The sequence below is a fragment of the Actinomycetospora atypica genome (assembly GCF_042653685.1).
Lineage (GTDB): Bacteria > Actinomycetota > Actinomycetes > Mycobacteriales > Pseudonocardiaceae > Actinomycetospora > Actinomycetospora atypica.
This window is the reverse complement of record NZ_JBHSIV010000012.1, coordinates 39,250-52,466: the sequence shown is the minus strand read 5'-3', so window position 1 is coordinate 52,466 and position 13,217 is coordinate 39,250. Positions and strand designations below refer to the sequence as shown.

Below are 13,217 nucleotides of genomic sequence, written 5' to 3'. Positions count from 1 at the left end.
GCCGTTCAGCCCATCGTCTTCGCCCCGTCGATGGCCTCGCGGAGGAAGTCGGCGTGCCCGGCGTGCTGCGCGGTCTCCCCGATGATGTGGATCGCCACCCGCCGCACCGACCTCGTCGCGCCGGGGGTGAACCAGGGCGCCTCGGGCAGCGGGTGCGAGACGTCCAGGTCGGCCTCGGCGATGAACGCGTCGGTCTCGTCGGCCACCTTCGCGTAGAACGCCAGCATCGACTCGAGCGTCTCGTCGCCGAGCAGGTTGAACTCGTCGTGGCGCATGTCGCCGGTGGCCATCCGCTCCTGGATCACCGGGTCGTTCCAGTCGACCTCGGGCCACTCCATCGACATCGACGACGGGCCCTCCTTCGCGAACGCCAGCCATCCCGCCTCGGTCAGCGCGACGTGCTTGATGAGCCCCGCGAGGTTGAGCACCGAGATCGTCGACCGGGTCCGCGCCTGCTCCTCGGTGAGCCCCTGCACGGTCTGCAGGAGGAACCCGCGGTGCACCTGCAGGCTCTCGATCAGGTCGCGACGCTCGCCGGACAGGGTGCTCGGGTCGATCGCCATGCTGACCTCCGGGGTGATGCTCATCGGGACTGTCTCCTCATCGCGGCTGGTGAGGTCGACGTTAGGACCCGAGGCGGTCAGCTCCTGTCCTCCTCCAGGGGGAAGATGTCCGGGTCAGGCCGGCCCCCGGGTCACCCGGGTGGGGTGCAGGACGATGCGCCGCAGGTTCTCCTCCACCCGGTAGAGGTCGAGGATCTCCCGGTACTCGGACCGACTCGTGTCCCAGTAGCGCTCGGAGAGCCGGAGGGCGAGCTCCGAGGCCCCGTGGTCGAGGACGGTCGCCTCCGCCTCCATCGACACCCAGCCCTCGGGATCGTCGTCGGGCAGGGTCATCACGACGAACGTCGCGCGCGGGTCCGCCTCGAGGCGCCGCAGCTTCAGCGCGCCCGCCATCGAGAACAGCTGCACGTCGTCGTCGGGGGTCCGCTCGAACCACACCGGGCGGGGCGCCGGGAGCCGGCCCGGGCCCGGCAGGGTGGTGAGGAGCCCGTGCACCGGACGGTCGAGGAGTGCCCGGTCGGAAGCCGTGAACGTCATGCGTCCAGCCTCCGTCGCGGAACTCGACCCGCCCATCCGCGCGGCTCCTGCGCACCTTCGCGGGCGTCTATCCTGCGGGCGTGGAGACGGTCGAGGGACTGCTCGGGACGGTCCACGTCGGCGATCCCACCTTCGCGGTGGAGCAGCTCGAGCCCGGGGCCACCTCCCTCGCGACCGGCGACCGGTGGGCCCTGCTCGCCGTCGCCCACGGACGCGTCGAGGTCCTCGACGGCCCGCTCGACGCGGGGGACGTCGTCCTGCTCCGCGGTCGCGGCGGCGTCCCGGCCCGGGTCGTCGAGCCCGGGACGACGATGCTCGTGGTCCGGTTCGCCCTGCACGGTGCGGCGCAGCGCCTCGTCCGGCTGCCCGACCACGTCGTCGTGCCCGCCGACTCCGAGCTCTGCCGGCTGCTGATCGAGCGCCTCGTCGGGCAGCTGGGGACGAGTGACGTGGTGTCCGGCCGCCTCCTCGACTGGCTGGTCACCGACGTCGTCCGGGACGTCCTCACCGGCGCGGCCCCGATCGCGTCGGTCGCCGACGCCGGGGTCTCCGAGGCCCTCGCGGCGGTGCACGCCGACCCGGCCTCCTCCTGGACCGTCGACGGCCTGGCCCGCCGGAGCGGGATCAGCCGGGCCGCGTTCGCCCGCCGCTTCCGCGACGCCGTCGGCACCTCGCCGCTCTCCTACGTCCGCGAGCACCGCCTCGACCTCGCCGAGCGCGCCCTGCTCACCGAGCCCGACACCACCGTCGCCGCCGTCGCCCGCCGCGTCGGCTACGCCAACCCGTTCAGCTTCAGCACCGCGTTCCGCCGGTACCGGGGGGTCGCGCCGAGCGAGCTCCGGTCCTCGTCCGCCGGGCCCGAGGTCGCCGCCTCGTCGTGATCCTGGGGCCGTCCGGGGAAGATCTCGTCCGGCGGCGCGGACCGATCGGTCCTGACCCCGTTCCGCGCCGCTCGACGGGATCTTCGCGCTGGCGGGCGGCGTGATCGGGAGGTGCGGAGCGGACCGATCGGTCCCCGCCCCTCTTCGCTCCACTCAGCACGATCACCGTCCGGTCGACCGGACGTCAGCGGGACTGCGCGGCGCTCCTGGGCAAGATCTCGTCCGCGGCGCGGACCGATCGGTCCTGACCCCACTTCGCGCCGGTCGACGGGATCTCCGCGCCGACCGGGCCGAATGATCGGCAGCGGTGGAGCGGACCGATCAGTCCCCGCCCCTCTTCGCTCCACTGAAGACGATCATCGTCCGGTCGACCGGAGGTCAGCGGCGCGCCGCAGCCCCGGGACGGCGCGTCACCACTGAAGTCGACCCACGCGGCCGTCGACCGGACGTCAGCCGCCCAGCACCGCGAGCTGCACCGCCGCGACCTGCTCCCCCAGCTCGCGGGGCGAGAGCGGACCGGACGGGCTGTACCACTTGTAGACCCAGTTCGCGGCGCCGAGCACGGTGTTCACCAGGACCTTCGGCGGGATCGGGACCTCCAGGCCGGCCTCGTCGAGGTGCGCCTGCACCGCGCCGAGCACCACCGCCTCGAAGGCGCGGCGGCGCTCGAGGATCGGCTCGGCGAGCTCGTCGGGGAGCTCGGACTCCTCCTCGAAGCAGATCTTCAGCAGGTCCTGGTGCTCGCACGTGTAGCGGACCCGTTCGACGACGAGCGCCCGCACCGCCTCGAGCGGGGTCGGTGCCGCAGCCACGATCGCGCGGGCCGAGGCGAGGCTCTCGTCGAGGACCTGCTCGTAGATGCCGACGAGGAGGTCCTGCTTGGTGCGCACATAGTGGTACAGCGTCGGCTTGGACAGCCCGACGCCGGCGGCGACGTCGTTCATGGAGGTCGCGCGGTAGCCGCGACGACTGAACACCACCACGGCGGCGTCGAGGATCCGGCGGCGCTGTTCGTCGGCCCGACTCCCCATCGCCACCCCCCGACCCTAGGACTTGACCCCGTTGTGTGGCCCAGCCTACATTCGCCCGACCGGTCGGTCGAGAACGTGGGATCCCGACCGGGCGATCGAGGATTGAGGATCACGTGGCGTTCGAGCTCGACGAGGTGCACGAGGATTTCCGGGCTTCGGTCCGGCGGTTCACCGACGAGCGGATCCGTCCCCTCGTCGACGAGTCGGAGCGCGCCGGGCACCCCCCGGAGCGGCTTTGGAAGGAGATGGGCGAGGCGGGCCTGCTCGGTCTGCTCACCCCGTCGGAGTTCGGCGGCTCGGCGGGCGAGGGCGGCGAGGCCACCGCGGTCACGGTGCTCTCCGAGGAGCTGGCGCGGGCCTGCGGCGGGATCGCGGTGGGCGCGCTGGTCAGCGCCTACATGGCCGGCCCCCACCTCGTGCGCTACGGGACGACGCAGCAGAAGCAGGACTGGGTCGAGGCCATCGCCGCGGGGACGGCCGTCGCGGCCATCGCCGTGACCGAGCCCGGCGCGGGGTCGGACGTCGCGGGCATCACGACGAAGGCCCATCGCACCGACAACGGGTGGGTGATCGACGGCCGCAAGATGTACATCACCAACGGCGGCATCGCCGACGTGCTGATCGTCGGGGCGCGGACCGACGACACCGGGCACCGCGGCATCACGACGTTCGTCGTCCCGGCTGACACCCCCGGGCTCTCCACCGGCAAGCCGCTGGAGAAGCTCGGCTGGCATTCGTCGGACACCCGCGAGGTGATCCTCGACCACGTCGAGGTCCCCGAGAGTGCCGTGCTCGGCGCCGAGAACCGCGGCTTCTACCAGATCATGGAGGCCTTCCAGCTCGAGCGCGTGGTGCTCGCCGGGATGGGCCTGGGCCACGCGGCCGAGGCGCTCACCATGGTCATCGAGTACGTGAAGGGCCGGGAGGTGTCCGGCGCCCCGCTGACGGGGCTGCAGACGATCCGGCACCGCATCGCGGCGGCCGAGATCGAGCTCGAGGCCGCCCGCGCGCTGACCTACCAGGCGGCCGACCGCATCGACCGCGGCCACCCCGAGGCGGGGCGCTCCGTCGCCGCCGCCAAGTACTTCGCGTGCCGGGCCGCGGCGCACGTGGTCGACGAGGCCCTGCAGCTCTTCGGCGGCGCGGGCTACCTCGAGGAGACCCCGATCGTCCGGCACCAGCGCGACGTCCGGATCCTCCGCATCGGCGGCGGCACCGACGAGATCCAGCTCGAGATCCTGTCCAAGCGGCTGGTCCCGTGACGGCGAGCGACGCACGTCCGCTGAGGGAGGTGTCGGCGCCCGTCCCCCCTGGGGCGCCGGCACCTCCCTCGGCGGACGAGGTCGTCCTGGCGGCGGAGATCGCCCGCCGGGGTGGCGACACGAGCCGCTACCCCGGGACCCTCTCGGCGCGCGAGCGCCTGGCGGTCCTGCTCGACGAGGGCAGCTTCGTCGAGGACGGGCTGCTCGCGGGCTCCCTGCCCGCCGACGGCGTGATCACCGGCGTCGGCACGATCGAGGGCCGGCCCGTCGCGGTGATCGCCCACGACTTCGGCGTGAAGGCCGGATCGTGGGGCGAGCTGACCTGCGAGAAGCAGATCCGCATCCTCGAGCGGGCCGACCGCGACCTGCTCCCGGTCTTCTACCTCGTCGACTCGGCGGGCGGGCGGCTCACCGAGCAGATGGGGTTCTTCCCCGGCCGCCGCGGGGCGAGCGCGATCTTCCGCCTGCAGGTGGCGCTCTCCGGACGAGTCCCCCAGATCTGCTGCCTGCACGGCCCGTCGGCCGCGGGCGGGGCCTACATGCCGGCGTTCACCGACTGGGTGGGCATGGTGGAGGGCCGGGCCTCGATGTTCCTCGCGAGCCCGCGGGTGGCCGAGAAGGTGACCGGCGAGCGGACGACGCCCGAGGAGATGGGCGGCGCCCGCATGCACGCCGAGGTCTCCGGCTGCGGCGACTCGGTGTTCGACGAGGACTGGCAGGCGATCGCCGCGGCGCGCCTGCTCTTCGACTACCTCCCCGCCGACTGGACGCAGCGCCCCGCCCTCGCGGAGCCGGTGGAGCCCGAGGTGCTCGACTGGTCGGGCGTCATCCCGGACGACCCGGTGACCGGCTACGACGTGGTCGAGGTGATCGACCGGCTGGTCGACGCCGGGACGTTCTTCGAGATCAAGCCCGACTGGGCCCAGGAGATCGTCGTGGGCCTCGCCCGCCTCGAGGGCCGCGTGGTGGGCCTCGTCGCGAACCAGCCCGAGGTGCGCTCCGGCGCGATCCACGTGGACTCCGCCGACAAGGCCGCCCGCTTCGTCTCCTGGTGCGACGCGTTCAACATCCCGCTGCTGTTCCTGCAGGACGTGCCCGGGTTCATGGTCGGCGTGGCGGTGGAGCGCCAGGGCATCATCCGCCACGGCGCGAAGCTGATCGCGGCGATGAGCTCGGCCGAGGTGCCGAAGTTCTCGATCATCCTGCGCAAGGCCTACGCCGCCGGCTTCTACGCGATGTGCGCCCCGGGCTTCGAGCCGCGCGCCACGATCGCGCTGCCGACGGCGTTCATCGGCGCGATGGGCCCGGAGGCCTCGGTGAACGCGGTCTACGCCCGCAAGATCGCCGAGATGCCCGACGAGGCCGAGCGGGCGGCCACCGTCGCGCGGCTCGTCGAGGAGCACCGCGCGGAGATCAACCTGCTGCGCATGGCGTCGGACCTCGTCGTCGACACGGTGGTGCCCCCCGAGGAGCTGCGCACCGAGCTGGCGGTGCGGCTCCGGCACGCCGAGAACTGGACCCGGTCGGCGCCCCGCCGCCACCACATCGTCAGCCCCGTCTGAGTACAGGAGGAGCCGGTCATGGACGACTCGCTCACCGCCCTGATCGCCGCGCCGCTGATCCCGCTGCGCCCCGACCAGCGCTCGGCGCGCTACGCCGACGAGATCGCGCACGCCCGCGCGCTGCACGACGCCGACCCCGACGACTACTGGGTGTGGGTGGCCGAGCAGCACCGCTGGATGCGCCGATGGGACACCGTGCGCACCGGGGAGCTCGGCGACTTCCGCTACTTCGACGGCGGGCTGATCAACGTCGCCGACAACTGCGTCGACCGCTGGGCCGAGACCGTCCCCGACCGCCCCGCCGTGGTGTGGGAGGGCGAGCCCGGTGACAGCCGCACGGTGACCTACGCCGAGCTCGCCGACGAGGTGTCGCGCCTCGGCGCGGGCCTGACGGCGCTGGGGGTGGGCAAGGGCGACGTGGTCGCGATCTACATGCCGAACCTCGTCGAGGCCTTCACCGCGATCCACGCCTGCAACCGCATCGGCGCGATCTACACGGTGCTGTTCTCCGGGTTCGGCCGCGACGCCGTGGCCTCCCGGCTCGCCTCGGCACGCGCCACGGTGGTCGTCGTGGCCGACGCGATCTACCGGCGCGGGAAGCCGGTGCCGCTGCTCGACACGCTGCGCTCGGCCCGCCCCGACGCCCCCACGCTGCAGCACACCGTGGTGGTCGACCGCACCGGCAACGGCGTGCCGCTGCAGGACGGCGAGACCTCCTACGCCGCGCTGGTGGCCGACCACCCCGAGGGCAGCGAGCTCGTGGCGCTCGACCCCAACGAGCCGGCGTTCCTCATCTTCACGAGCGGCACCGAGTCGCGCCCCAAGGGCGTGGTGCACTCCGTCGGCGGCTTCCTGCTGGGCACCTGGGCCAACGCGCACTGGCAGACCGCGATCACCGACGAGGACGTCTACTGGGTGGCCGCGGACGTCGGCTGGCTGACGTTCCCGATCCAGGCCGTGATCGGCGGGCTGGCCAACGGCGCGACGATCGCCTGCTACGAGGGCGCGCTCGACACCCCGAGCTCCGCCCGCTTCTACGAGGTGTGCGAGAAGCACGGGATCACGAAGGTGCTGTGCGCGCCGACCGTGCTGCGGATGCTCCGCAAGTTCGGTGACGACCTCGCCCACGCCCATCCCCTCCCCCGGCTCTCCCTGGTGACCGTGCAGGGCGAACCCCTCGACGGCGAGACGTTCGCATGGGCCACCGACACTCTCGGGATTCCCGTGGTCAACGCCTACGGCCAGACCGAGACCGGGTCGACCTGGACCTATCCGGTGGCGGGCGTCGACGACCTCAAGGCCGGCTCCACCGGTACGACGCTGCCCGGGCACGCCTGCAGGGTGGTCGACGACGACGGCCGGGAGGTCCCGGACGGGACGAAGGGCAACCTCGTCATGACGAGGCCCTTCCCCACACTGGCGCGCACCGTGTGGGACGACCACGACCGCTACCTCTCGACCTACTTCGAGCGCTTCCCCGGCTGCTACGCCACCAACGACGAGGCCGTGGTCGACGCCGACGGGCACCTCTGGGTGCTCGGGCGCGCGGACGACGTCATCAACGTCGCCGCGCACCGGCTCTCGACGATGGAGATCGAGGCCGTGGTCGGATCGCACCCGCGGGTGGTGGAGGCGGCTGTCGTCGGGGTCCCCGACGCGACCAAGGGCACCGTGCCGGTGGCCTTCGTGACGGTGTCGGGCGACAGCGGCGACGGCGTGGCCGACGAGGTGATCCGGCTCGTCGGCGACACCATCGGCGGCATCGCCCGGCCCGACCGCGTGATCGTCACGGCTGCCATGCCCAAGACCCGCACCGGCAAGATCATGCGCCGCCTGATGCGCGAGGTGCTCCTGTACGGCGAGGCCCGCAGCGACACCTCGGCGCTCGAGGATCCGTCGTCGCTCGACACCCTGGCCTCGGCGGTGCGCGCGTGAGCGGCCTCTGGTTCGAGGACCTCCCCGAGGGCCTCGTCGTCGAGCACGCCACCCGGCGGACGGTCACCGAGACCGACAACGTCCTGTTCACGACGATGACGATGAACCCGGCGCCGCTGCACCTCGACCACGACTACGCCTCGCGCACCGAGTTCGGCCGCCCGCTGGTGAACAGCATGTTCACCCTCGCCCTCGTCGTCGGGCTCAGCGTGCCGGAGCTGACGCTCGGGACGATCGTCGCGCAGCTCGGGCTCACCGACGCGGTCTTCCCGAAGCCGGTCTTCCACGGCGACACGGTGCGGGTGTCGACGGAGGTCGTCGAGACCCGGGAGTCGCGGTCGCGGCCCGACGCGGGCATCGTCGTGTTCGCCCACCGCGCGCAGAACCAGCGCGACGAGACCGTCTGCACCGTCCGCCGGACGGGCCTGATGCACCGGAGGCCGAGCTGACCCCCGCGCCGAGAATCCCCCGCAGCCTGCTGTTCGTGCCCGGCGGCCGCGCCGACATGATCGCGAAGGCGCCGCGCCCGGGCCCCGACGCGATCGCGGTCGACCTCGAGGACGCCGTCGCCGCGGACGCGAAGGACACCGCGCGCACCACGGCGCTGGAGAACCTGCCGGACCACGGGGGCCTCGTCCTGGTCCGTGTCAACGCCCCGGGCACGCCCTGGTACGACGACGACGTCGCCGTGGTCGCGGGGTCGGCAGCCGGCGTGGTGCTCCCCAAGTACGAGGACCGGGCCCAGCTGCACGCCCTGCGCGACGCGGTGGGCGACCGTCCGGTGATCGTCGGGATCGAGACCGGCCGGGGCGTGGCGCGGGTGCGGGAGTTGCTCGAGGGCGCCGAGGTGACCGCCGCGTACTTCGGGGCCGAGGACTACATCGCGTCGGTCGGCGGGCGGCGCACCGCGTCGTCGGCGGAGGTGCTGTTCGCGCGCTCGGAGGTGCTGCTGGCGGCGCGGGTCGGCGGGGTCGGGGCGCTCGACCAGGCCGTGGTGAACGTCCGCGACGAGGCGTTCTTCCGCACCGACGCCGCCGCGGGCCGCGACCTCGGCTACGACGGCAAGATCTGCATCCACCCCACGCAGGTGACGCTCGCGCACGAGGTGTTCACGCCCTCCGACGCCGAGGTCGAGCACGCGCGGCGGGTGGTGGAGGCCGGACGCTCCGCCGGGGTGGGCGTGGTCGACGGCGAGATGGTCGACGACGTGCACCTCCGGATGGCCGCGGCGATCCTGGCGAAGGTGGGCGAGGCGTGAGGGTCGGCCTGATGCTGCCCTCGGGCGCCGACGCCGCCGAGGTGCCCGCCCTCGCGGCGCAGGCCGAGGAGCTGGGGTACGACCTCGTGGCGAGCGGCGAGCACGTGCTGTTCGGCAGCCCCACCTCGAACGCGTTCGTCGCCCTGGCCGCGGCCGCGGCGACGACCTCGCGGGTGGGGCTGCTCTCCGCGGTCACCCTGCTCCCGCTCTACCCGCCGGCCCTCGCGGCGAAGATGGCCGCGACGCTCGACCGGATCGCGGGTGGGCGCTTCGAGCTGGGCGTGGGCGTCGGCGGGGAGAACCCCGACGAGTTCGCGGCCTGCGGGGTGCCCGTGAGCGCCCGGGGCCGCCGGATGGACGAGGCGCTGCCGGTGGTCCGCGCCTACCTCGCCGGCGACGCCGTGCCGGTCGACGGCCGGCCCACGCGGCTCGACCCGCTGCCGACCGGGCCGGTGCCGGTGTGGGTGGGTGGGCGCTCGGAGGCCGCGATGCGCCGGGCCGGGCGGGCCGGCGAGGTGTGGATGCCGTACCTGTGCAGCCCCGACCGGGTGGAGCGCGGCCTGCGGCTCGCGAACGACGTCGCCGCCGAGCAGGGCCGCGGGCCGGTCACCGGCGGCCTGCTCGCCTGGTCGGCGGTGGCCGACACCCGGGCTGAGGCACGGACCCTCGCCGTCGAGACCCTGCAGCGGATCTACGGCCAGGACATGAGCGGCATCGTCGACGCCTGCGTGCCGCACGGGACGCCCGACGAGGTGGTGGCCCGCTTCCGGGAGTACGCGGACGCCGGCGCGGAGCAGATCCTGTTCGGGCCGTTGTGCGCCGAGGGCGACCACGAGACGGCGATCCGCGGGGTGGCCGAGGCCCTGTGAGCAGAAATCCGTGTCGAGACACGGATCAGTGCTCACATGGGCGTAGCCCACCCCTTGTGAGCAGGGACATGGCCGTACCGGATAGTAGGACTTCCAAGTAACCACGGGTCGGGGTGACGGTGGAGGGGACGACCTCCCCCCAGCGTCTGACGAGGCACCTCGTGGGCTCGATCTCCACCGGCCATCCCGCCGCCCTGCTCGGTCTGGGCGCCTACCGGCCCCGCCGCGTGGTGACCAACGACGAGGTGTGCGAACACCTCGAGGTCGACGCCGACTGGGTGTTCGCCCGCTCCGGCATCGCGACCCGGCGCATGGCCGAGCCCGACGAGACGGTGGTCGCGATGGCCACCTCCGCCGCCCGCGACGCGCTCGCCGCGGCGGGCCTCTCCCCGGCCGACGTGGGGGTGACGCTGGTCGCGACGATGTCGGCCGACACCACGTGCCCGCAGGTGGCCACCCGGGTGGCCGACGCCGTGGGCGCGGTCCACGGGGCGGCGATGGACATCGGTGCGGCCTGCGCCGGGTTCTGCTACGCCCTCGAGGTGGCGGCGTCGCTGGTGTCGGCGGGCCACCGGGCGGTGCTGCTCGTCGGCGTGGAGCGGATGACCGACATCGTCGAGCCCACCGACCGCTCCACCGCGTTCCTCTTCGGCGACGGGGCGGGCGCCGCGGTGGTGGGCCCGGCGACCGAGCCCGGGATCGGGCCGGCCGCCTGGGGCGCGGACGGCTCGCAGTCGACCCTGATCCGGCAGGAGCCGACGTGGGGCGAGGTGGCCGCGGGCGACCCGCGGCGGCCCGCGCTGCGGATGGAGGGCCCGGCCGTGTTCCGCTGGGCCACCTCGCGCATGGTGTCGCTGACGTCCGAGGCGCTGGAGAAGGCCGGGTGCAAGCCCGAGCAGCTCGACGCCTTCGTGCCGCACCAGGCCAACGCGCGGATCACCGACGCGCTGGTGCGCGCCCTGACCCTGCCCGAGCACGTCACCGTGGCCCGCGACGTCGCGGTCTCCGGCAACACCTCGGCCGCCTCGGTGCCGCTCGCGATGCACGAGGTGCTCACCTCCGGGCAGGCCCGCCCCGGCGACCTCGCGCTCCTGTGCGGGTTCGGCGCCGGGCTGACCTTCGCCGCCCAGGTGGTGACCCTGCCGCCGGTGCTGCCGGCTACCGGCTGACCAGCCCGGCCAGCACCCGGGTCAGGGAGGCCCGGGAGAAGTGCCGGTCGAGCACCGCGCGCCCGCCGGCCCGCAGCCGCTCGCGCAGCTCGGGCTCGTCGAGCACGCGGCGCGCGGCCTCGGTCCACGCGTCGACGTCCCCGTCGGGCGGGAGCAGGGCCGCCCCCTCCGCGGCGAACACCCCGGCCAGGTCGCTCGTCGCGGACGCCACCACGGGCAGCCCGGCCGCGAACGCCTCGAGCATCGACATCCCGAAGGGCTCCCCCGCCGCCGGGTGCAGCAGCACGTCGCACTCCGCCATCCGGCCGTCCACCTCGTGGCGCTCCAGCCCGCCGTGGAAGGTCACCGGGAGCCCGGTCCGCGCGACCCGGGCGCGGGCCGCGGCGAGCTCCCCCTCGTCGTGCCCCACGACGTGCGCCGTGAGGCCCGGGCGCTCGGCCGCCAGCCGCTCGACGACGTCGAGGAAGCACCCGAGCCCCTTGCGGGGGTGCAGGCGCGCGCAGAACAGCAGCTGCGGGGCGTCCGAACGGGACCGCGACCCCGGCGCTATGCCGGAGGTGCGGACGGCGTTGTGCACGACGACCACGGCGGCCTCGGGCACGAGGTCGAGCAGCTGGTCGCGCTCGGCGGCGTTGAGCACGCACACGGCACGGGCGTGGCGGATCGCCGGGCGCGTGAACACCCGGTCGACGAGGGCCAGCGGTCCCCGCCACGGGGCGCACGTCCCGTGGGTCTGCAGCACGTAGGGAACGCCGCGCAGGCGGGCCAGCAGCGGCACCCACACCATCGTCAGGCCGCGGTGGAAGTGCACGTGGACCAGGTCGAAGCCCCGCAGGTGCCGCAGCAGCCACCGGAGCATCCCGAGCGACACGGACAGGGTGTGCCGCGGCCCGACGGGGCTCGACCACGACCGGCGGGCCACCGTCCGGTAGGGCTCCCACGCCTCCCCGGGACGCCCGGCGCCCAGGGTCCACAGGGAGATCCCGTCGACCCCCGCGTAGCTCTCCGACACCCCGAGGGCGGCCGACACGGGCCCGCCGAAGGCGTCGTCGAAGGTGGGCAGCACCTGGAGCACGGCGGTCCGGGCCGGCCCGGGGACGGGCACGTCGGGTTCCGGCGCGTCCAGGACCAGCCCGACCGGGTCGGAGTCGGCGCGGCGGGCCGCGAACAGGGCCCGGGCGCGCGCGGCGGCGTCGGCCCGCCACGTCGGTCCGGTGCAGAGGGCCTCGACGCGCGCAGCGATCTCGTCGGGATCGGGGCTCTCGACGAGCCACTCGGGCGGCAGCAGGTCGGGCAGGGCGCCGCGGCGGGTCGCGATCACCGGCACCCCGCGCGAGAGGGCCTCGAGGACCACCAGCGGCTCGGCCTCGTTGACGTAGCTCGAGGGGAACAGGAAGACGTCGGCGTCGTCGAGCACCTCGTTGACGCCGGCGGTGGGGAGCGGGCCGAGCCACCGCACGGCGTCGCCCGCCGCCGCGATCGCGGCCGCGGTCTCCTCGTCGCCGCACGGCCCGACGAGCGTCAGGCTCGCTCCCGGGTGCCGGCGGCGCAGCACCTCGGCGGCGCCGACGGCCGCGACCGAGCCCTTGCTGACGCCCAGGTTGCTGACGTGGGTCAGCACGAGCTTCCCCGTCGGGGGGCGCGGCGGACCGACCGGACCGGGCGTGACGACGTGGGCGTTGCTGACGACCTGGTGGTCGGCGCGCGAGGAGTAGCGGCGCAGGAACGCCGTCCGCATGATCGCGGAGAGGAACAGGTGGCGGTCCCCCGGCCCGAGCAGGCGGGTCACGAGCACCATCGGCACCGAGCGGGCGGTCAGGTAGGCGTACGAGTGGTGGTGCACCACGACGCGCAGCCCCCGCAGCCGGGCCGCGACGACCAGCGGCACCTGGTACCAGAGCCCGAGGCCGCCGGAGAGCGAGAGGTAGACGACGGCGCCGGCCGGCAGCCCGACGACGACCGCGAGGGCCCGCAGGTGCGCCCACACCCGCGACGCGGCGAACCGGACCCCGGTCCCCGAGCCGCCGACGTCGACCACCCGCACGTCCCCGGCGTGCTCGCGCACCCGCTCGAGCAGCCGGACCGTCACGAGGCTCGCCCCGTGGACCGGCGGGGGCAGCGGTCCGACGAAGGCCACGGTCGTGCTCCGG

12 protein-coding genes are annotated in these 13,217 nt (G+C 74.1%); 8 read left to right on the top strand and 4 right to left on the bottom strand.

Annotated elements, in window-relative coordinates:
- Positions 1 to 5: 5 nt before the first annotated feature.
- Entirely contained in the window at positions 6 to 587 is a 582-nt protein-coding gene (locus tag ACFPBZ_RS13460; RefSeq protein ID WP_378036569.1) for a DinB family protein, read from the bottom strand.
- A gap of 90 nt (positions 588 to 677) precedes the next feature.
- The gene (locus ACFPBZ_RS13455) at positions 678 to 1,100 is read right to left on the bottom strand and encodes a pyridoxamine 5'-phosphate oxidase family protein (RefSeq protein ID WP_378036568.1); all 423 of its coding nucleotides are present in this window, start codon (positions 1,098 to 1,100) and stop codon (positions 678 to 680) included.
- Between the two features lie 80 nt (positions 1,101 to 1,180).
- Here ACFPBZ_RS13455 and ACFPBZ_RS13450 point away from each other — a divergent pair, with 80 nt between their 5' ends.
- Complete coding sequence (locus ACFPBZ_RS13450) at positions 1,181 to 1,981, top strand: helix-turn-helix transcriptional regulator (RefSeq protein WP_378036567.1); 801 nt, start codon at positions 1,181 to 1,183, stop codon at positions 1,979 to 1,981.
- Between the two features lie 449 nt (positions 1,982 to 2,430).
- Here ACFPBZ_RS13450 and ACFPBZ_RS13445 read toward each other — a convergent pair whose 3' ends face one another.
- Positions 2,431 to 3,012, bottom strand: coding sequence for a TetR/AcrR family transcriptional regulator (locus ACFPBZ_RS13445; RefSeq protein WP_378036670.1), 582 nt, complete (start codon positions 3,010 to 3,012; stop codon positions 2,431 to 2,433).
- A 113-nt stretch (positions 3,013 to 3,125) separates the two neighbouring features.
- On the opposite strand from ACFPBZ_RS13445, the gene ACFPBZ_RS13440 reads away from it, so the two are divergent.
- From ACFPBZ_RS13440 to ACFPBZ_RS13410, 7 genes are all read left to right on the top strand, one after another.
- Complete coding sequence (locus ACFPBZ_RS13440) at positions 3,126 to 4,274, top strand: acyl-CoA dehydrogenase family protein (protein ID WP_378036566.1); 1,149 nt, start codon at positions 3,126 to 3,128, stop codon at positions 4,272 to 4,274.
- Positions 4,275 to 4,303: 29 nt separating this feature from the next.
- Positions 4,304 to 5,836 (top strand): acyl-CoA carboxylase subunit beta, encoded by a 1,533-nt coding sequence (locus tag ACFPBZ_RS13435; RefSeq protein ID WP_378036565.1) that lies wholly within the window; start codon positions 4,304 to 4,306, stop codon positions 5,834 to 5,836.
- Positions 5,837 to 5,854: 18 nt separating this feature from the next.
- The gene (locus tag ACFPBZ_RS13430; protein WP_378036564.1) at positions 5,855 to 7,771 is read left to right on the top strand and encodes an AMP-binding protein; all 1,917 of its coding nucleotides are present in this window, start codon (positions 5,855 to 5,857) and stop codon (positions 7,769 to 7,771) included.
- Complete coding sequence (locus tag ACFPBZ_RS13425) at positions 7,768 to 8,220, top strand: MaoC family dehydratase (protein WP_378036563.1); 453 nt, start codon at positions 7,768 to 7,770, stop codon at positions 8,218 to 8,220. Before ACFPBZ_RS13430 ends, ACFPBZ_RS13425 begins: the two co-directional genes overlap by 4 nt.
- The gene (locus ACFPBZ_RS13420) at positions 8,175 to 9,029 is read left to right on the top strand and encodes an HpcH/HpaI aldolase/citrate lyase family protein (RefSeq protein ID WP_378036669.1); all 855 of its coding nucleotides are present in this window, start codon (positions 8,175 to 8,177) and stop codon (positions 9,027 to 9,029) included. The genes ACFPBZ_RS13425 and ACFPBZ_RS13420 overlap by 46 nt, the downstream gene beginning before the upstream one ends.
- Complete coding sequence (locus tag ACFPBZ_RS13415; RefSeq protein WP_378036562.1) at positions 9,026 to 9,898, top strand: LLM class flavin-dependent oxidoreductase; 873 nt, start codon at positions 9,026 to 9,028, stop codon at positions 9,896 to 9,898. The genes ACFPBZ_RS13420 and ACFPBZ_RS13415 overlap by 4 nt, the downstream gene beginning before the upstream one ends.
- 161 nt (positions 9,899 to 10,059) lie before the next feature.
- On the top strand, positions 10,060 to 11,067 hold the full coding sequence (locus tag ACFPBZ_RS13410; protein WP_378036561.1) for a beta-ketoacyl-ACP synthase III: 1,008 nt from the start codon (positions 10,060 to 10,062) through the stop codon (positions 11,065 to 11,067).
- On the opposite strand, the gene ACFPBZ_RS13405 is transcribed toward ACFPBZ_RS13410, so the two are convergent.
- Positions 11,057 to 13,204, bottom strand: coding sequence for a glycosyltransferase family 4 protein (locus ACFPBZ_RS13405; protein ID WP_378036560.1), 2,148 nt, complete (start codon positions 13,202 to 13,204; stop codon positions 11,057 to 11,059). The genes ACFPBZ_RS13410 and ACFPBZ_RS13405 overlap by 11 nt on opposite strands.
- Positions 13,205 to 13,217: the final 13 nt, after the last annotated feature.